The 18,066-nt window shown below is 68.3% G+C and carries 16 protein-coding genes, 1 tRNA gene and 1 pseudogene; 5 read left to right on the top strand and 13 right to left on the bottom strand.

The features are described from left to right. Window positions 1-81: 81 nt before the first annotated feature. Window positions 82-1,950 (bottom strand): annotated as a pseudogene (locus WQ53_RS17360) (DEAD/DEAH box helicase); the annotation flags it as partial. Between the two features lie 350 nt (window positions 1,951-2,300). Here WQ53_RS17360 and WQ53_RS11630 point away from each other — a divergent pair. Further along, window positions 2,301-2,810, top strand: a complete 510-nt coding sequence (locus WQ53_RS11630) for a ferritin-like domain-containing protein (RefSeq protein ID WP_052632569.1) — start codon at window positions 2,301-2,303, stop codon at window positions 2,808-2,810. Window positions 2,811-2,899: 89 nt separating this feature from the next. On the opposite strand, the gene WQ53_RS11625 is transcribed toward WQ53_RS11630, so the two are convergent. The 12 genes from WQ53_RS11625 to pilB form a co-directional block, all read right to left on the bottom strand. Beyond that, window positions 2,900-2,975: transfer RNA gene (locus WQ53_RS11625), tRNA-Lys, on the bottom strand. 313 nt (window positions 2,976-3,288) lie between these two features. Beyond that, window positions 3,289-3,954 (bottom strand): 7-cyano-7-deazaguanine synthase QueC, encoded by a 666-nt coding sequence (gene queC, locus WQ53_RS11620; protein WP_052632567.1) that lies wholly within the window; start codon window positions 3,952-3,954, stop codon window positions 3,289-3,291. 536 nt (window positions 3,955-4,490) lie between these two features. After that, window positions 4,491-5,150 carry a 7-carboxy-7-deazaguanine synthase QueE gene (queE, locus tag WQ53_RS11615; protein ID WP_052632565.1) on the bottom strand — a complete coding sequence of 220 codons (660 nt, stop codon included), beginning with the start codon at window positions 5,148-5,150 and terminating at the stop codon, window positions 4,491-4,493. Window positions 5,151-5,426: 276 nt separating this feature from the next. Then, window positions 5,427-6,233 carry a tol-pal system protein YbgF gene (gene ybgF, locus WQ53_RS11610; protein WP_173427214.1) on the bottom strand — a complete coding sequence of 269 codons (807 nt, stop codon included), beginning with the start codon at window positions 6,231-6,233 and terminating at the stop codon, window positions 5,427-5,429. Between the two features lie 3 nt (window positions 6,234-6,236). Beyond that, on the bottom strand, window positions 6,237-6,749 hold the full coding sequence (gene pal, locus WQ53_RS11605; protein WP_052634055.1) for a peptidoglycan-associated lipoprotein Pal: 513 nt from the start codon (window positions 6,747-6,749) through the stop codon (window positions 6,237-6,239). A 70-nt stretch (window positions 6,750-6,819) separates the two neighbouring features. Beyond that, complete coding sequence (gene tolB / locus WQ53_RS11600) at window positions 6,820-8,139, bottom strand: Tol-Pal system beta propeller repeat protein TolB (RefSeq protein WP_052632563.1); 1,320 nt, start codon at window positions 8,137-8,139, stop codon at window positions 6,820-6,822. Between the two features lie 263 nt (window positions 8,140-8,402). Next, complete coding sequence (gene tolA / locus WQ53_RS11595) at window positions 8,403-9,398, bottom strand: cell envelope integrity protein TolA (RefSeq protein WP_052632561.1); 996 nt, start codon at window positions 9,396-9,398, stop codon at window positions 8,403-8,405. Further along, a complete protein-coding gene (tolR, locus tag WQ53_RS11590) occupies window positions 9,388-9,825 on the bottom strand; it encodes a protein TolR (RefSeq protein ID WP_052632559.1) in 438 nt (145 codons plus the stop codon). The genes tolA and tolR overlap by 11 nt, the downstream gene beginning before the upstream one ends. A gap of 31 nt (window positions 9,826-9,856) precedes the next feature. After that, complete coding sequence (tolQ, locus tag WQ53_RS11585) at window positions 9,857-10,624, bottom strand: protein TolQ (protein ID WP_052632557.1); 768 nt, start codon at window positions 10,622-10,624, stop codon at window positions 9,857-9,859. Window positions 10,625-10,700: 76 nt separating this feature from the next. After that, complete coding sequence (gene ybgC, locus WQ53_RS11580; protein WP_052632555.1) at window positions 10,701-11,111, bottom strand: tol-pal system-associated acyl-CoA thioesterase; 411 nt, start codon at window positions 11,109-11,111, stop codon at window positions 10,701-10,703. A 430-nt stretch (window positions 11,112-11,541) separates the two neighbouring features. Beyond that, window positions 11,542-12,033, bottom strand: a complete 492-nt coding sequence (locus WQ53_RS11575) for an REP-associated tyrosine transposase (protein WP_052634054.1) — start codon at window positions 12,031-12,033, stop codon at window positions 11,542-11,544. 458 nt (window positions 12,034-12,491) lie between these two features. Then, entirely contained in the window at window positions 12,492-14,222 is a 1,731-nt protein-coding gene (gene pilB / locus WQ53_RS11570; RefSeq protein ID WP_052632553.1) for a type IV-A pilus assembly ATPase PilB, read from the bottom strand. Window positions 14,223-14,422: 200 nt separating this feature from the next. Here pilB and WQ53_RS11565 point away from each other — a divergent pair, with 200 nt between their 5' ends. From WQ53_RS11565 to WQ53_RS11550, 4 genes are all read left to right on the top strand, one after another. Then, the gene (locus tag WQ53_RS11565) at window positions 14,423-15,277 is read left to right on the top strand and encodes a glycosyltransferase family 2 protein (protein ID WP_052632551.1); all 855 of its coding nucleotides are present in this window, start codon (window positions 14,423-14,425) and stop codon (window positions 15,275-15,277) included. A 67-nt stretch (window positions 15,278-15,344) separates the two neighbouring features. Further along, a complete protein-coding gene (locus WQ53_RS16435) occupies window positions 15,345-16,400 on the top strand; it encodes a UDP-N-acetylglucosamine 2-epimerase (protein WP_082113001.1) in 1,056 nt (351 codons plus the stop codon). 60 nt (window positions 16,401-16,460) lie between these two features. Continuing rightward, a complete protein-coding gene (locus WQ53_RS11555) occupies window positions 16,461-17,408 on the top strand; it encodes a hypothetical protein (protein WP_052632547.1) in 948 nt (315 codons plus the stop codon). Then, on the top strand, window positions 17,405-18,052 hold the full coding sequence (locus WQ53_RS11550; RefSeq protein WP_052632545.1) for a hypothetical protein: 648 nt from the start codon (window positions 17,405-17,407) through the stop codon (window positions 18,050-18,052). Before WQ53_RS11555 ends, WQ53_RS11550 begins: the two co-directional genes overlap by 4 nt. Window positions 18,053-18,066: the final 14 nt, after the last annotated feature.

Raw genomic sequence — 18,066 nt, 5'->3', positions numbered from 1 at the left:
GGCCCTCGCGCCAGCGCGAGGGCGCTCAGTGGACTGCGAACCGGTGGTTCGCAAGCAGTCCACTTCGCCCCGGAGGGAGAGGGGCTCAAGCTGGAGGTGCGCGGCGATTTCCTCGCGCAGCCGCGACACGCCGAACGAGAGCTCGTCGGTGCGGCCCGGCGCTTCGCCCAGCCAGAACGGGATGCTCGGTGGCATTCCCTGCGCGTCTTCGACCCGCACCCGGCCGGGCTCGATCCGCAGGATGCGATAGCTGGCGTTGCCCAGCTGGAACACGTCGCCGGCCATGCTTTCGACGGCGAAGTCCTCGTTGACGCTGCCGATGAAAGTGGACTGTGGCTCCAGCACCACGGCGTAGTCGCCGGTGTCGGGAATGGTACCGCCTGACATGGTCGCGACCATCCGCGCGCCCTGGCGGCCGCGCAGGCGGCGGTTGACCGCGTCGCGATGCAGCCAGCCCGCACGCGGGCCGCGGCGGTCGCTGAAACCGTCGGCCAGCATCTTCACCACTTCGTCGAACCGGGCCCGCTCCAGCCGCGCATACGGCCAGGCGCGGCGGCACCAGTCGTACAGCGCGTCCTCGTCCCACTCGGTGGCGGCCACTTCGGCGACGATCTGCTGCGCCAGCACGTCCAGCGGCGCCGGCGGGATCCGCAGCGCGTCCAGCTCGCCGCGGCGCACGCAGTCCAGCAGCGCGGCGCATTCGACCAGTTCGTCGCGGGTCTGCGGGAACAGCCGCGCCTTGGGCACGCCGCCGACATGGTGGCCCGAGCGCCCGGCGCGCTGCAGGAACGCGGCGATCGAGCGCGGCGAGCCGAGCTGGCAGACCAGGTCGACATCGCCGATGTCCAGGCCCAGCTCCAGCGAGGCGGTGGCCACCAGCACCTGCAGCTGCCCGCGCTTGAGTTTCTGCTCGGCCTCCAGCCGCAGTTCCTTGGACAGGCTGCCGTGGTGGGTGGCGACCTGCTCGCGGCCGAGCAGTTCGCCCAGGTGGAACGCGGCGCGCTCGGCCATGCGCCGGGTGTTGACGAACACCAGCGTGGTCCGGTGCGCGCGCACCAGCTCGACCAGGCGCGCGTAGGCCTGCTCCCACTGCTCGTTGGACATCACCGCCGACAGCGGCGTCGGCGGCAGCTCCAGCGCCAGGTCGCGCTGCTTGGCGTAGCCGATGTCGACCACCGCGCAGTCGGGCACCTCGCGGGTGGCGGTGCCGCCGAGCACGGCAGCGGTGCCGGCCAGCGGATCGGGACCGCTCCAGCCCGGCAGGTCGCCGCGCGCGGGATAGACGTTGGCGCCGCCGACCAGGAAGCGCGCCACCTCCTCCACCGGCTTCTGCGTGGCCGACAGGCCGATCCGCACCAGCGGCCGCCCGCACAGCGCCTCCAGCCGCTCCAGCGACAGCGCCAGGTGGCTGCCGCGCTTGTCGTCGGCCAGGGCATGGATCTCGTCGACGATCACGCTGCGCACCGTGCCCAGCATCGCCCGGCCCGAGGCCGAACCGAGCAGCACGTACAGCGACTCGGGCGTGGTGACCAGGATGTGCGGCGGCTTCCTGCGCGCCTGCGCGCGCTCGGCCTGCGGGGTGTCGCCGGTGCGCACCGCGGTGCGGATCTCCACGTCCGGCAGGCCCAGTTCGGCCAGCGCGTCGCGGATGCCGGCCAGCGGCGCCTCCAGGTTCAGGCGGATGTCGTTGGACAGCGCCTTCAGCGGCGAGACGTAGACCACGCTGGTGCGGTCGGCCAGTTCGCCGCCGTGGGCCAGGCCCTCGCGCACCAGCGCGTCGATCGCCGCCAGGAACGCGGTGAGGGTCTTGCCCGAGCCGGTCGGCGCGGCCACCAGCGTGTTGCGCCCGGCCATGATCGCCGGCCACGCCGCCGCCTGGGCCGCGGTGGGACCGGGGAAGGCGCGGTCGAACCAGCGGGCGACGGCGGGATGGAAGGCGGAAGTGGACATCGGCTCGGTACGCGCGAGGAGACCCCAGCCTGCGCCGCGTGGGTCGCAGCGGGTGAGACGCGCCACTGGCGCATCGCGGTGGGGATGGACCGAATATGCGCCCGCCGCCAAGACGCTTCAACCGCCGCCTTGCACGCCCGGGACAACATGTTCAGGCATCCGCCGGGCACAGGCGGCGACGCTCGGTCCTGCATTGAACATCGCCTTCACCGCCGTTCGACCGGGGTCGAATACACCGGCGCCCATGCTGCCTCCCCCCAGGAAGAGCACAGCACCGACCGGCACATGCCGCGCCGGCTTCCCCGGGGGATCACCCGCTGCCCACCCCAAGAAAAAGAAGGAACCGCTCCATGAGCGTCAAGACCATCGAAGACCTCTTCATCCATGAACTGTCCGACATCTACAGCGCCGAGAAGCAGCTGACCAAGGCCTTGCCGAAACTGGCCCGGGCGGCGGACGACGCCGCGCTGTCCGATGCCTTCCATACCCACCTGGAGGAAACCCAGGGCCAGATCGAACGCATCGACCGCGTGGTCGAGGTGCTGGGCATCCGCCTGAAGCGGATCAAGTGCGCGGCGATGGAAGGCCTGGTCGAGGAAGGCAAGGAAATCATCGATTCGATCGACCAGGGCGCGCTGCGCGACGCCGCCCTGATCGGCGGTGCGCAGAAGGTCGAGCACTACGAGATCGCCGCCTACGGCACCTTGGCCGCGCTGGCCAGGCAGCTGGGCTACAAGGACGCCCTGCCGCTGCTGCTGGAAACGCTGGAGGAGGAGAAGGCCACCGACCAGAAGCTGACGATGCTGGCCGAACAGGGCGGCAACCAGCGCGCGGCGCAGGAGGGCCGCAAGGCGGCCTGAGCGGCGATGCGCCGCAGGCGGAGGGACGCCATCGGTGTCCCTCGGTCGCGGGGTGGTTCGGGAATCGGGACCGGCGATCCGGTCGTGTTTGGTGGGCCGTGATGGATTCGAACCATCGACCAGCGGATTAAAAGTCCGATGCTCTACCGACTGAGCTAACGGCCCACGGGATCCCGGCTCTCGGCCGGGCGGGCATTTTACCCGATCGCGCGCGCCTTCTTGTAGGAGCCGGGTTCAGCCGGCGACCCGACGCCGCCGGCACAGGCGACGCCCTCGTGGTCCCGACGCCCGTGTCGCCGACTGAAGTCAGCTCCTACAGGAGAGCGCCGCGTCGCGGCTGTTGTAGGAGCCGGGTTCAGCCGGCGACCCGACGCCGTCGGCCCAGGCGACGCCCTCGTAGTTCCGACGCCCGTGTCGCGACTGAAGTCAGCTCCTACAGAAGGCCATCTCGGTTGTCTCAGACAAGCTAAGGTGGTGCCTACACGTACCGCGTGGGATCGGCCACGCCAGCTGCGGCGAAGCCGGCCGCGCGCAGGCGGCAGGCGTCGCAGTGGCCGCAGGCGCGGCCCTCGGCGTCGGCGCGGTAGCACGACACCGTCTGCGCGAAATCTACCCCCAGGCGCAGGCCTTCGCGCACGATCTCGTCCTTGCCCATGCGGATCAGCGGCGCGTGCACGCGGATGCCGGCGCCTTCCACCCCGGCCTTGGTGGCCAGGTTGGCCAGCCGCTCGAAGGCCTCGATGAACTCCGGGCGGCAGTCCGGGTAGCCGGAATAGTCCACCGCGTTGACCCCGCAGAAGATGTCGGCCGCGCCCAGCACCTCGGCCCAGCCCAGCGCCACCGACAGCATGATCGTGTTGCGCGCCGGCACGTAGGTGACCGGGATCCCCTCGCCGCCGGCGTCGGGCACCTCGATGTCGTCGGTCAGGGCCGAGCCGCCGATGCTGCGCAGGTCCACGACCACGGTCTTGTGCGCCGCCGCGCCCAGCGCGCGGGCGACGCGGTCGGCGGCGTCGAGTTCGGAGGTGTGGCGCTGGCCGTAGCGCACGCTCAGCGCATGCACGGCGTAACCCTGCTCGCGGGCGATGGCCAGGACCACGGCCGAATCCATGCCACCGGAAACCAGGACGACGGCGTTCTTCATGGGGAGAAACAGCGCATATGGGGTGGGCCATTGTAGGCCGCGACACTCGCCCCTGTAGGAGCTGACTTCAGCCGGCGACACGGGCGTCGGGATCATGAGGGCGTCGCCTGGGCCGGCGGCGTCGGGTCGCCGGCTGAACCCGGCTCCTACAACAACCGCAGCGCGGCCGCTCTTCTGTAGGAGCTGACTTCAGTCGGTGACACGGGCGTCGGGATCATGAGGGCGTCGCCTGGGCCGACGGCGTCGGGTCGCCGGCTGAACCCGGCTCCTACAACAACCACAGCGCGGCCGCTCTTCTGTAGGAGCTGACTTCAGTCGGCGACACGGGCGTCGGGACCACGAGGGCGTCGCCTGTGCCGAGGGCGTCGAGTCGCCGGCTGAACCCGGCTCCTACAACAACCACAGCGCGCCCGCTCTTCTGTAGGAGCTGACTTCAGTCGGCGACACGGGCGTCGGGATCACGAGGGCGTCGCCTGTGCCGGCGGCGTCGGGTCGCGGTCATGCCCGCTCCTACACCCGCAAACGAGCCGCGGCGATCAGCGGCCGGGTTCGTCGTTCCAGAGCAGCTTGTGCAGCTGCATCTGGAAGCGCACCGGCAGGCGGTCGGCGACGATCCAGTCGGCCAGTTCGCGCGGGGCCAGCTCACTCTTGCTCGGCGAGAACAGCACGTCGCAGCGCTCGGCCAGCCGGTGCTCGGCGAGCATGTCGCGGGCCCACTCGTAGTCGCCACGGCCGCACAGCACGAACTTGACCTGGTCGCGCGCGGTCAGCAGCGGCAGGTTCTCCAGCCGGTTGCGCGCCATCTCGGCCGAACCGGGGGTCTTCAGGTCCACCACCCGCGACACCCGCGGGTCGACGCCGGCGATGTCCAGCGCACCCGAGGTCTCCAGCGAGACGTCGTAGCCGGCGTCGCACAGCCGCCGCAGCAGGTCCAGGCAGCGCTTCTGCGCCAACGGCTCGCCGCCGGTCACGCAGACGTGGCGCACGCCGTGGCGGGCGACCTCGGCCAGGATGTCGTCGATCTCCCACCACTGCCCGCCGTGGAAGGCATAGGCGGTGTCGCAGTACTGGCAGCGCAGCGGGCAACCGGTCAGGCGCACGAACACCGTCGGCCAGCCGGCGGCGTTGGCCTCGCCCTGCAGCGACAGGAAGATCTCGGTGAGCCGCAGACGGTTCTGCGGAGCGGCGGTGTCCATGGTGCGGATCGTGGCTTTCAAGCGGGCTGACCCGCGGGGTTCTTGTGTAGGAGCGGGCATGACCGCGACACGGGCGTCGGAATCGCGAGGGCGTCGCCTGGGCCAACGGCGTCGGGGTCGCGGTCATGCCCGCTCCTACACACGGGCACAGGCTCCAGACATTTTCCTGCAGGAGCGGACTTCAGTCCGCGACCGGAGCGTCAGGATCATGAGGGCGTGGCCTGGGGCCGACGGCGCCGGGTCGCGGTCATGCCCGCTCCTACAAGGCCGCGCGCCTCAGCGCAGCTGGCCGATCTGGATCGAATGCAGGCGGTCGCCGGCGATGCGCGCGGCGTCGGTGCCCGGGTAGCGGGCGACGACCTGCTGCAGCGTCGCCTCGGCCTGCGGGACCTGGCCCTCGCCGAACTGCGACAGGCCGAGCTTGAGCAGGGCGCCGGGCGCCTTGTCGTGGGTCGGGTAGCGACCGATCAGCGCTTCGAACTGCTGTCCGGCCAGCGCGAAATTCTTGGTGGCGTAGTAGCTCTCGCCGAGCCAGTACAGCGCGTTGGGCGCGTAGATGCCGGCCGGCCAGGTGTCGATGAAGGCCTGGAACAGCTGCGCCGACTCGTCGTAGCGGCCGGCCTTGAGCGCGTCGAAGGCGATGTTGTAGGCCTCGCGCTCGTCGCCGGACTGGGCCAGCGAGCCGGGATCGCCGTGCACGCGCGGCGCGGCATCGGCCGCCGCCGGTGCCGCGAGCCTTGCGGGCGGCGAAGCCGCCGCCGGAGCGCCGCTCACCGGGGGTGCCGGCAGGGCCCCGCCTTCCAGCCGGTTGAGCCGGCCGTCCAGGTCCAGGTACTGGTCGCGGCTGCGCTGCTGCAGCTGCCGGTTCTGGTCCTGCAGCAGCTCGACCGTCTCGCGCAGCGACTGCACTTCGACGCGCAGCTGCTCGAGCTGGTGGAGCAGGTCCTGGTTGGCCTGGGTGTTGTTGGCCTGGATCTCCAGCCGGGTGACCCGGTCGGCCAGGCTCAGCTTCTGCGCATACGCGGGCGTGGCGGCCACCAGGGCCGCCACGACCAACATCCGCAGGGGATGCTTCATCCGCATGGATCAGCGCGCGCTGTAGACGATCTCGACGCGACGGTTCTGCGCCCAGCAGGCCTCGGTCGACTCGGTGCACAGCGGACGCTCCTCACCGAAGCTGACCACGGTCAGCTGGCTGGCCGAGGCGCCGGCGGCCTGCAGCGCGGAGGACACGGCGTTGCCGCGGCGCTCGCCCAGGCCCATGTTGTATTCGCGGCTGCCGCGCTCGTCGGTGTGGCCTTCCAGGGTCTGGCGCGAGGACGGACGGTCGCGCAGGTACTTGGCGTGGCAGGCGATGACGGCCTGGTACTCCGGCTTGACCGTGTACTGGTCGAAGTCGAAGTGGATCACGCGCTGGCGCAGGCAGGGATCGGTGTCCAGGTCTTCCGGACCGTAGGCGCCGGTACCCGGGCCCACCGGGGTGGTCGGGGTGACCGGGGTGGTGTCGGCGGCGGTGTCCTTGGTCTGCTTGGACTTACAGCCGGCCAGCGCAACCACGGACAGCAGCGAAACCAGCAGGACTCGGGTGGTGGTGTTCATGATCTTTTCCTTGTGATGCATGGTGTGGTGACAGAGGGCTAACGCAACCGCGGCATATTACAACCGATTTTTAACGCGCGCTGCGGTATGGCGACCACGCCGGCTCGCGCACGTCGCCGTCGGCCAGGACCAGGCGCTGGCGCACCCGGCCGTCGGCCGAAACGGCGTACAGCACCCCCCGCCCACCCTCGCGCGCGGCATACAGCAGCATGCTGGCGTTGGGGGCGAAGCTGGGGGATTCGTCCAGGGAGCCGGTGGACACGGTGCTCCAGCGCGGCGAGCCGAGGCTGGAGTCCATGATCGCGATCCGGTAGGTGTTGCCGGCGCCCTGCGCCACCGCGATCTTCTTGCCGTCGTAGGAGACCGACGGGGTGGCGTTGTAGTTGCCCTGGAAGGTCACCCGGGTGGCGCCGCCGCCGCTGGCCGGCACCTGGTAGATCTGCGGGCGGCCGCCGCGGTCGGAGGTGAAGTAGATGGTGCCGCCGTCGGCGCTCCAGGTCGGCTCGGTGTCGATGCCGAAGTGGTTGGTCAGCTGGGTCAACTGCTTGCTGGCCAGGTCCATCACGTAGATCTCGGGGTTGCCGCTGCGCGAGAGCGACATGGCCAGCCGGCGGCCGTCCGGCGAGAACGACGGGGCGCCGTTGATGCCGCGGAAACTGGAGACCAGCTCACGCGCGCCGCTGGCGATGTCCTGCACGTAGATCGAGGAGTTGCCGCGCTCGAAGCTGACATAGGCCAGCTTGCGCCCGTCCGGGCTCCAGGCCGGCGACAGCAGCGGCTCGGCCGAACGGACCACCACCTGCGGGTTCCAGCCGTCGGCGTCGGCCACGTTGAGCGCGTAGCGCGTATCCCGGCCGACGCCGTTGGCGGTCACGTAGGCGACCCGGGTCCAGAACGCGCCGCGCACGCCGGTGATCTTCTCGTAGATCGCGTCGGCGATCTGGTGGGCGGCGTCGCGGGTGGCGTTGGGCCGGGCGGTGATGGCCAGGCCCAGCAGGCGCTCGGCCTTGGCCACGTCGAACAGTTCGTACTCGATCCGGTGGCCGCCGTCGCCGGCGTCCAGGACCCGGCCGACCACGATGTAGTCCTGCCGCAGCTGCTTCCAGGTCGGGTAGTTGATCTCCCCGCCGCGGGTCGGGCGTTCGACGATCTGCCCCTCGGGCAGGGTGCGGAACACGCCGGAGCGGGCCAGGTCGTCGCGGACCACTTTCGCGATGTCGGTCTGCGGCGGCGTGCCGCTGCCCTGGTAGGGCATAGGCACCACCGTGATCGGCAGGGCCGAGGCGTTGCCGCCGATGATGTCGATCTCCAGGCCCTGCTGCTGGGCCGAGGCCATGAACGGCAGCAACAGGAAAGCGATCAGGGCGAACCAGCGCAGGGGAGTCTTCATGGGCAGGCGTTCGGATATCCGGTACGGGGACAGGCAGTCCAAAGAGATAGCAGCGTATGCGTGAACATTTTCGCAATCATGAACGAAAACGGCGTGAACGTCGGGTCGGGATGGCCGCCGGCGTGCCGGTCCCCGCCGGTGCCTGTGTGTAGGAGCGGGCATGACCGCGACACGGGCGTCGGAACCACGAAGGCGTCGCCTGTGCCGCCGGCGTCGGGTCGCGGTCATGCCCGCTCCTACAGAAAAGCAGGAGCGCGGCGGGGTCAGCGGTCCTGGGCCTCGAAGGTCAGGGTCAGGTTGCGCTGGAACACCGACTCGAAGCCGCGGTACGGCAGCGGCTTGGCGCGCAGCACGGCGGCCTCCAGCGAGCGGCGCCCCGCCTCGTCGAACGGACAGCCCGGCTGGACGTCCACATCGATCACCTCGCCACCGGGGATCTGCCGGATCTGCACCCGGCAGCGCTGGCCCAGCGGCACAGTGTCCGGCCGGATCCACTGGTTCAGCACCGCCTGCTGGATCGCCGCCGCGTACTGGGCGGTCAGGTCCTCGCTGGTGCCGCCCTGCCCTGGCGTGCCCTGGCTGGGCGTGGCCGCCGGGGTGGCCTGCCGCTGCTGGGCCTGCTGCAGCTGGCGCAGGCGCTGCTCGGCCAGTTCGGCCTGGCGCGCGGCCTGCTCGCGCTGGCGTCGGATATCGGCCAGCCGCTTCTGGCGCTCGGCCTCCTCGGCCTGGGCCGCCAGCCGGCGCTGGTTCTCGGCGGCCCGCTGCCGCTCGCGTTCCTCGGTCAGGTCGACCTGCTCCTGGCGGCGGCGCTCTTCCTGCTCGCGCTCGGCACGTTCGCGGGCGATGGCGTCGCGGCGCGCCGCTTCCTGATCGACCGTGTCCGGCTGGGGAATGAAGTCCTGCGCCTTCTGCTGCGGCGCCACCGGCGCGTCCTGCGGGCGCGGCTCGGGCAGCGGCTGCGGCGGCGGCACCGTTTCCTCCGGCGCCGGCTCCACCACCGGCTGCGGCGGCTCGGGCAGCGGCTTGGGCGCGTCCTCGGCCCGCTCCTGCGCGGCGCGCACGTCGGCCGGCGACATCACCAGCGAGGCCTCGATCACCGGCGAACCGGCCGCCGGCTCCACCTGCCGCTGCGGCGACCACCACCACGCCACCCAGAACAGCAGCGCGACGAGGATGTGCAGGGCCACGGCCAGCGCGAACGGACCGGCCAGCCCGCCCTCGCGGTCGTCGGGATTGCGGTAGAAGGCGTCAGCGTGCATTGCCACCCGGCTGGCTCATCAGGCTGACCCGCGGCACGCCGGCGGCCTGCACCAGCACCATGGTGTCCATGACCTTCTGGTACTCGGTGCCGCCCGGCGCGGCGACGAACACCGGCACGTCCTTGTTCTGGGCGACGAAGGCGGACAGGCGCGCGCTCAGCTCGGTGGCGTCGATGCCCTCGGGCTTGCCGCCCTGCAGGGTCAGGAAATAGCGCCCGTCGGCGTCGACGGTGACGATCACCGGGTCCTTCTTGCTGTCCACCGCGCGGGCGTCGGACTTGGGCAGGTCCACGTCCACGCTCAGGCTCAGCAGCGGCGCGGTGACCATGAAAATGATCAGCAGCACCAGCATCACGTCGATGTACGGCACGACGTTGATCTCGGACTTGAGCTTGCGCCGCTTGTGGTGGGTGAAGGTCGTGGTCATGTCGGGCTCCTGCGCCTGGCCGCGTCGCAGCTCACTCGTCCGCGCCGGCCTGGCGCTGCAGGATCGAGCTGAACTCGTCGGCGAAGCTCTCGTAGCGCTGCGCCAGCCGGTCCACGCGCGTGGTGTAGCGGTTGAAGGCCCATACCGCCGGGATCGCCACGAACAGGCCGATGGCGGTGGCGAACAGCGCCTCGGAGATGCCCGGCGCGACCGAGGCGATGCCGACCTGCGCGCCCTGGTTGAGCATGTCGTGCATGGTCACCATGATCCCGAACACGGTGCCGACCAGGCCCACATAGGGCGCGGTCGAGCCGATGTTGGCCAGCAGTTCGAGATTGCGCTCCAGGTGGCCGACCTCGCGGGTGTAGGCCACGCGCATGGCGCGCTGGGCGCCCTCCAACTGGGCGCGGCCGTCATGGCGGCGCTTGTCGCGCAGGCGGGTGAACTCGCGGAAGCCGGCCTCGAAGATCGCCTCCAGCCCGCCGACCACGCGATTGCGGTCGGTGGCCGACGCGTACAGCTTGCCCAGCTCGGCGCCGGACCAGAACCGGTTTTCGAAGTCGTCGGCCTCCTGGTCGGCGGCCTTGAAGGTGCGCAGCTTGCGGAAAATGATCACCCAGCTGATCAGCGACCCGGCCAGCAGCAGCAGCACGATCAGCTTGACCGGCAGGCTGGCGCGCAGCATCAGGTCCAGGTAGTTGATGCCGCCGTGCGCCGCGGTGGCGGCGGCAGCGGCGGCCGCCTCTTGCGGCAGCACCTCCACCGCAGTGGCCACCAGGGCCAGGATCGATCCGGTCATCCTTCCGTTTCCTCTTTACTAATGTAATGACTGTCTGTGGGAGGCAGGCCGGTCCCGGGCTTCCGGGGGTGGCGGGTCACGCCTTGGGACCGTCCTGCAGCGATTTCAGTTCCTGGTACAGCGACTCCTCGACCGGGCATGGCCGGAAATCGGCCGCGCGCAGAGCGGCGACCTTGACCTCGGCGGTCAGCAGCAGTTCCTCGCCGCGCAGGATGCGCTGGGCGAAGACCACGCTGGCCCGGCCGACCCGGGACACCTCCGCGGTCACCTGCAGCAGGTCGTCCAGCCGCGCCGGGCGCAGGAACTCCAGCCGCATCGAGTGCACCGCGAACACCAGCCCGGCCTGCTGCAGCGCCTGCTGGCCCCGGCCCAGCGCCCGCAACGCATCGCTGCGGGCCCGTTCCAGGAAGGCCACGTACCGGGCGTGGTAGACCACGCCACCGGCGTCGGTATCTTCCCAGTAGACCCGTATCGGAATGCTGAACATCGGCTGGCCGCAGGCGGAGGACGCGGCAAAGCATGACGGCAGTCCGCGTCCGCGGCCAGCCCTGCCCCCCGGTAGTGCCTTCCTGGCGGGTACCGGCGTGACGCCGACATGATCGCGACATGGGGGCCGGGAATCTGAGGGGAGCTCCTGTGCCAGCGGCGTCGCGTCGCCGGCTGAAGCCAGCTCCTACAACAGCCACGATGCCGCCGCTTTCTGTAGGAGCCGGGTTCAGCCGGCGACACGGGCGTCGGAACCATGAGGAAGTCGCTTGTGCCGACAGCGCCGCGTCGCCGGCTGAAGCCAGCTCCTACAACAGCCACTGTGCCGCCGCCTTCTGTAGGAGCCGGGTTCAGCCGGCGACACGGGCGTCGGGACCATGAGGGAGTCGCCTGTGCCGACGCGGCGTCGCGTCGCCGGCTCAAGCCAGCTCCTACAAGGAGAAGGATGGGAGCCAGACGCAATCCCAGAACGGGTAACCCCCGATATGCTCGGCCAAACCCGCCCGCAGCGGATTGGCGATGATGTACCGTGCCACCGCACGCAGGTCGTCCTCCTGGCGCAGCGCCCGGTCATGGAAGGCCGGGCACCACAACGGGCCGGCACGGGCCAGCATCCGGTTGGCTTGCACGCCGCTGGTCGCCTTCATCCGCGACACCACCATTTCAAGCGGCACCCGCGGGCCCAGTTCAAGCAGCCAGTGCACATGGTCCGGCATCAGCACCCAGGCCAGCAGCGTCGCATCGGCCAGCGCAACCGGCCGGTGGAATGCGCGTGCCGCCTCGCACGCCACATGGAAATCCGCGAACCAGGGCCGCCGGTCACGGGTCACGACGGTGACGTGATAGACCTGCCCCGGCAAAGAGACCCGGCCGCGCCGCAGTGCGCGATGCCCACGGAATCGATCTTCGACGTGCATGTCCATGGGCACAGGTTGCCGGGGACGACGTGCCCGACCCAGCAGGGCATACCGCGGACCGATGTAGGAATTCGCCACGGCAGAACGTTGCCGCTGAAACAGGCCCCGACTCCGACTGTAGGAGCTGGCTTCAGCCGGCGACACGGGCGTCGGGACCATGAGGGCGTCGCCTGTGCCGACGGCGTCGTGTCGCCGGCTGAAGCCAGCTCCTACAACAGCCACAGCGCTACCGCCTTCTGTAGGAGCCGGGTTCAGCCGGCGACACGGGCGTCGGGACCATGAGGGAGTCGCCTGTGCCGGCGGCGTCGTGTCGCCGGCTGAAGCCAGCTCCTACAACAGCCACAGCGCCGCCGCCTTCTGTAGGAGCCGGCTTCAGCCGGCGACAGGGGCGTCGCAACCACGAGGGAGTCGCCTGTGCCGACGCGACGTATCGCCCCCCAGCACCCGGGCCCTCCAGTACGCCCTCAATCCTTGGTGACGCGATTGATCTCGGCCAGGCTGGTAATCCCGTTGCGGCACTTCATCAGCGCCGACTGCCGCAGGTCGCGGATGCCGGCCTTCTGCGCCACCTCGGCGATCTGCATGGCGTTGCCGCCCTCCAGCACGATCGCCTGCACCTCTTCGCTCATCGGCATCACCTGGTAGATGCCGGTACGGCCCTTGTAGCCCTCGGTGCACTCGTCGCAGCCCACCGCCTCGTAGATGGTGACGCCCGCCTTGATCTCGGCCTCGGTGAAGCCCTCGGCCAGCAGCGCGTTCTCGGGCAGATCCACCGGCTTTCTGCATTTGGAGCACAGCCGCCGTGCCAAGCGCTGGGCGATCACCAGGGTCACCGACGAGGTGATGTTGTACGGCGCGATGCCCATGTTCATCAGGCGCGCGATGGTCTGCGGCGCATCGTTGGTATGCAGCGTCGACAGCACCATGTGGCCAGTCTGCGCCGCCTTAATCGCAATCTCCGCCGTCTCCAGGTCGCGGATTTCGCCGACCATGATGATGTCCGGGTCCTGGCGCAGGAAGCTGCGCAGCGCCGCGGCGAAGGTCATGCCGCGCTTGACGTTCTGCTGCACCTGGTTCACACCCGGCAGGCGGATTTCCACCGGGTCCTCGACCGTGGAGATGTTGCGCAGGTCGTCGTTGAGGATGCCCAGCGCGGTGTACAGCGACACCGTCTTGCCCGAGCCGGTCGGGCCGGTCACCAGGACCATGCCGTACGGCTTCTGGATCGCCTCCAGGAACAGCTTCTGCTGGTCCGCCTCGTAGCCCAGCTTGTCGATGCCCAGCTTGGCCGCACTGGCGTCCAGGATACGCAGCACCACTTTCTCGCCGAACAGGGTCGGCAGGGTGCTGACGCGGAAGTCGATCTGCTTGGTCTTGGACAGGTTGAGCTTGATGCGTCCGTCCTGCGGCACCCGCTTCTCGGCGATGTCCAGCTGCGCCATCACCTTCAGGCGCGCGGCGATGCGCGGATTGAGCTTGACCGGCGCGCGGGCCACGGTCTTGAGCAGGCCGTCGACGCGCAGGCGCACCCGATAGTCGGTCTCGTAGGGCTCGAAATGGATGTCCGAGGCGCCGCGGCGGATCGCGTCGATCAGCACCTTGTTGACGAACTTGACCACGGGAGTGTCGTCGCCCTTGGCGTCGACGCCGGAGTCGGAGGCCTCCTCGTCACCACCCGTCACATCCAGGCTGTCGAGCCCCTCGTCGTCGCCCTCGCCCAGGTCGCCGCTGATCTGCCCACCCAGGTTCTGCCACTGCTCCAGGGTCCGGCGGATCTGGTCCTCGTCGACCAGGATGGCTTCCACCACCAGGTTGGTATGGAACTGCAGCTCGGCCAGGGCCGCGGTCTGGGTCGGGTTGCTGGTCCCGACGAACAACTTGTTGCCGCGCTTGAACAGCGGCAGCACGTGATGCTTCTGCACCAGCTCCTCGCTGACCAGCTTCAGCGCGTTCTGCGACGGGTCGAAGGCCGAGACGTCCAGCAGCGGCATGCCGAACTCGACCGCGTTGGCCGCGGCCAGCTGCGCCGGCGCGACCAGCTTCTTCTCGGCGATCCATTGCGCCAGCGGCACCTTGGCCTCGGTGGCCTTGGCCATGGCCGCGCGGGCGGCCGCCTCGTCCATGGCCCCGTCCTGCACCAGGCGACGGGCGATGCCGGTGATGCCGACGAGGTTGGCGGAAACTACGGCGCTCATACTTGCGACTCCCCTGACCAGGTGGAAAAGATAACGCAAAGTGCGTGCCATGCGGGGCGCCGCCCTGACCGGCGGCGGCGGCCGAACGGCGCCCCCGGGGGCCGTGCCTGGTTTGCCATCGGTCACATAACCACCGGCCAGCCCGTCGGGCCCGGCGCATTCGGCTACCATGCCCGTCAGCGAGGCCCGGGGAGCCCCTTTTGACGCGCATCAGCATCATCCTGCCTGCCAAGAACGAGGCCGACGGCCTGCGCAAGACCCTCCCGGCCCTGCAGCGAACGGCCCCTGGCGCCGAGTTGATCGTGGTCGACGACGGCTCCACCGACGCCACCGCCCAGGTGGCGGCCGAGCACGGCGCCACCGTCCTGAGCAGCCCCTATTCGATGGGCAACGGCGCGGCCATCAAGCGCGGCGCCCGCCATGCCAGCGGCGAGATCCTGGTGTTCATGGATGCCGACGGCCAGCACGACCCGGCCTGCATCCCGCGGCTGCTGGAACGGCTGGAACACGGCTACGACATGGTGGTCGGCGCCCGCGACTGGGCCGGCCAGGCCGGCGTCCACCGCGGCGCGGCCAACGCCTTCTACAACTGGCTGGCCAGCCGGATGACCGGATTCGACGTCAAGGATCTGACCTCCGGCTTCCGCGTGGTCCGCGCCGGCAAGTTCCGCGAATTCCTGCACCTGCTGCCGAACGGATTCTCCTACCCCACCACCAGCACCATGGCCTTCTTCCGCAGCGCCTACGCGGTGGCGTACGAGCCGATCCCGGTGGCCAGGCGGATCGGCAAGAGCCACATCAGGCCGCTGCGCGACGGGGTGCGGTTCCTGCTGATCATCTTCAAGATCGCGACGCTGTATTCGCCACTCAAGCTGTTTGCGCCGGTGGCGATGGCGTTCTTCTTCACCGGCCTGGGCTACTACCTGTTCACCTACCTCACCCAGAACAGGTTCACCAACATGAGCCTGCTGCTTTTCAGCGCCTCGGTCATCGTGTTCCTGATCGGGCTGATATCGGAGCAGATCACTTCGCTGACGTATCGCCGTGACGACTAGCCCTCCGATTCTTGTAATCCTCGGCACAAAAGCCCAATTCATAAAGACGGCACCCATCCTGCGCGAGATGGATGCAAGGCAATTGCCATATCGGCTCGTCTACACCGGACAACACAGCGAAACTTTCAACGAGCTCGAAAAAGCCTTCGGCACGCGCGACGCCGACGAAGTGCTTGTCCCGAACTTCGAGGCAGCCACCAAAAAACGTTTCGCAGCATGGCTGATCGGCTTCTCGACCCAGGCCGCTAAGCGGATGATCGGCGGATCATGGAGGGGAACGAAGCTGGGCGTTGTACACGGCGACACAGCATCTACCCTGTTGGGCGCACTGGTAATTCGCCTTATTGGGGCACGCGTTTGCCACGTGGAAGCGGGTCTCAGATCCGAAAAGCTCCTGGACCCATTCCCGGAAGAGATCATAAGAAGACTCACCTCGATCCTGTCTTCGATCCACTTCGCCCCGGATCGAGCTTCTGTAGACAACCTGTCGAGGACGAAAGGACAGGTCATCGAAACTTCGGGGAACACCCTTAGGGACTCGCTATCGCTCGCACTCGCGTCGATCGGCACCTTGCCGACGAAAGGTGGCAGTGGCGGATACGCAGTGATATCGATCCACCGCAACGAGAACCTGTCCAGCACCAGCGATTTCGACTTCCTCATGAATCTGGTGCTGAGGGTCTCCGACGTCCTACCCGTCAAATTCGTGTTGCACCCGGCTACGCGCGAGAAAATCATGGCTACCGGCTGGCTCGATCAGCTGCAGCGCAAGCCGTCACTCGAGCTCATGGACCGCATGGACTACATGGAATTCGTGTCTCTGCTCATCCACAGCAACATGCTGCTCACCGATGGAGGGAGCAACCAGGAAGAGGCCGCGATGCTTGGCCTGCCGACTTTGCTGCTCAGGCGAACCACCGAGCGTGGCGACGGCCTCGGCGACAATATCGTGCTGTCCAACCTAGAGCACGGGATAACCGACACGTTCGTTCGCATGAACGCGTACGCATCCTGGGATCTCAGGGAGCCCAGCGACACATCCCCAAGCAAGCTGATCGTCGACACCCTTCAGGCCACAGTTTTCGGATGCAGGGGCGACACTCACTCCAAGCCATCGAAGTGAGAGCCTACGGAACCCCAATGGGTTGGACTGCAATTCGATATGGGAGCGGATACCACAAAGATGGCTGAGCCCCAATCGTCCAACAGGCAAAGACACGCCCATGTCATCCAGTATCTGCAATATGCGGCTCTCTGGATCGGCCTTGGCCTTTGTTTGTTCGCCGTCTGGAAACTCGCACCGAACCTGCCCCAGCAAGTCGGCTTCCCGAGCGCGGGCAGTGCGGCAGCGATCCTCACGCTGTTGCTGACCGCTTGGTTGTGCGGCGTAGCGGCTTGGCGGCAGCTATTCCATGCCTTCATGGGTGGCATGCTGGGTTGGCGGCTCGCCTTAAGGCAATCCGGGCTCCTGCTTGTCGGCAAGTACATCCCCGGCGGCATATTCGGGCTCTTGGCGCGGGCCAGTGATTCCAGAAATGGAGAATCCCGCACGCAATTGCTCGGCATCGGCATCTACGAACAGATCGGCACGATCACCGTGGTGTTCGCAACCGGGCTCGCCCTGATGGCAGCTGCACTCTTACATCCGATCTGGCTGGGACTTGTCCCGGCCGCACCATGGGCAGGGTTGTCAGCGATCCTGTCAATACATTGGCTTCTGAAGAAGCTCCCATTGCGCGGCGTGTTGCGTGCCGCCATCGACGTCAAGGCCCTGACGCCGTCGCTCCGCCCGCTTCTGGCATCGCTGTACATCACCCTGGCATCCGCACTGGCCTGGTCGGGCGTGGTCGCTTGGCTGGCGAGCGACATCTTCATGCTTCCTAAGATGGAAGCGATCGGTCTCGCCGGCGCCTTCGGCGTAGCAGTGACTGCCGGCGTGTTGGCGTTCTTCGCGCCCGGCGGGATCGGCATACGGGAATTTTCCATGTTCGGACTGGCGAGCCTGTGGCTACCGGCCCCACAAGCCATGGCCCTCACAGCCATCCTGCGCCTGCTCGCCGCCCTGTTGGACCTGATGGCCGGACTTACGGCAGCGGCATTGTCACCGCACACCCCAGGCAGACCCGCATGACCATCAAACAGATCCTTAGCAGATGGCTTCCGTCGATGTTTTTCCGGAATTCTCCGGAGTATTGGGAGAGGCGTTACGCGCTGGGCGGCGATTCCGGAGCCGGCTCCTATGGCGAATCCGCCGCATACAAGGCCACCGCCCTGAATGCCTTCGTAGAGGCGCACGCGATCCAAAGTGTCATCGAATTCGGTTGCGGCGATGGGAACCAACTGACGCTGACACGGTATCCCCGCTATCTGGGCGTGGACGTGAGCTGCAGCGCGGTCGAGCGTTGCCGCTCGATGTTCGAAAGAGACCCGACGAAGTCATTCATCACGACCCGGGAGTACGCCGGCGAGACGGCTCAACTTGCACTGTCGTTGGACGTGCTCTACCACTTGGTGGAAGATTCCATCTATGAAGACTACTTGCGCACATTGTTCGCTGCCGGCCGGGAGTACGTCATCATCTACTCGTCTTCGACCGACCAGCCACATCATACGATGCGGCATGTGATGCATCGCCCCGTCGAGAGAGACGTGGCGCAGCGATTCCCAGACTTCAAGCGCATGCACGAAGCCGAGCCGGCACCCCTGCAAGTGGGGGATAGCGGTTTCGATGCCCGCTTCTTCATGTATCGGAAGACGCCCGTTCTGCTCTCATAGAAGTCACCAAGTGG

Origin of the sequence: Pseudoxanthomonas suwonensis, from assembly GCF_000972865.1 — a bacterium.
GTDB classification, from domain to species: Bacteria; Pseudomonadota; Gammaproteobacteria; order Xanthomonadales; family Xanthomonadaceae; genus Pseudoxanthomonas; species Pseudoxanthomonas suwonensis_B.
This window is presented reverse-complemented; position numbering and strand designations above follow the sequence as displayed.

Excerpts from the sequence above, each read along its gene's own strand:
- WQ53_RS11630 (WP_052632569.1), top strand. The coding sequence starts at position 2,301 with ATGAGCGTCAAGACCATCGAAGACCTCTTCATCCATGAACTGTCCGAC.
- queC (WP_052632567.1), bottom strand. The coding sequence starts at position 3,954 with ATGAAGAACGCCGTCGTCCTGGTTTCCGGTGGCATGGATTCGGCCGTG.
- queE (WP_052632565.1), bottom strand. The coding sequence starts at position 5,150 with ATGGACACCGCCGCTCCGCAGAACCGTCTGCGGCTCACCGAGATCTTC.
- ybgF (WP_173427214.1), bottom strand. The coding sequence starts at position 6,233 with ATGCGGATGAAGCATCCCCTGCGGATGTTGGTCGTGGCGGCCCTGGTG.
- pal (WP_052634055.1), bottom strand. The coding sequence starts at position 6,749 with ATGAACACCACCACCCGAGTCCTGCTGGTTTCGCTGCTGTCCGTGGTT.
- tolB (WP_052632563.1), bottom strand. The coding sequence starts at position 8,139 with ATGAAGACTCCCCTGCGCTGGTTCGCCCTGATCGCTTTCCTGTTGCTG.
- tolA (WP_052632561.1), bottom strand. The coding sequence starts at position 9,398 with ATGCACGCTGACGCCTTCTACCGCAATCCCGACGACCGCGAGGGCGGG.
- tolR (WP_052632559.1), bottom strand. The coding sequence starts at position 9,825 with ATGACCACGACCTTCACCCACCACAAGCGGCGCAAGCTCAAGTCCGAG.
- tolQ (WP_052632557.1), bottom strand. The coding sequence starts at position 10,624 with ATGACCGGATCGATCCTGGCCCTGGTGGCCACTGCGGTGGAGGTGCTG.
- ybgC (WP_052632555.1), bottom strand. The coding sequence starts at position 11,111 with ATGTTCAGCATTCCGATACGGGTCTACTGGGAAGATACCGACGCCGGT.
- WQ53_RS11575 (WP_052634054.1), bottom strand. The coding sequence starts at position 12,033 with ATGGACATGCACGTCGAAGATCGATTCCGTGGGCATCGCGCACTGCGG.
- pilB (WP_052632553.1), bottom strand. The coding sequence starts at position 14,222 with ATGAGCGCCGTAGTTTCCGCCAACCTCGTCGGCATCACCGGCATCGCC.
- WQ53_RS16435 (WP_082113001.1), top strand. The coding sequence starts at position 15,345 with ATGGATGCAAGGCAATTGCCATATCGGCTCGTCTACACCGGACAACAC.
- WQ53_RS11555 (WP_052632547.1), top strand. The coding sequence starts at position 16,461 with ATGGCTGAGCCCCAATCGTCCAACAGGCAAAGACACGCCCATGTCATC.
- WQ53_RS11550 (WP_052632545.1), top strand. The coding sequence starts at position 17,405 with ATGACCATCAAACAGATCCTTAGCAGATGGCTTCCGTCGATGTTTTTC.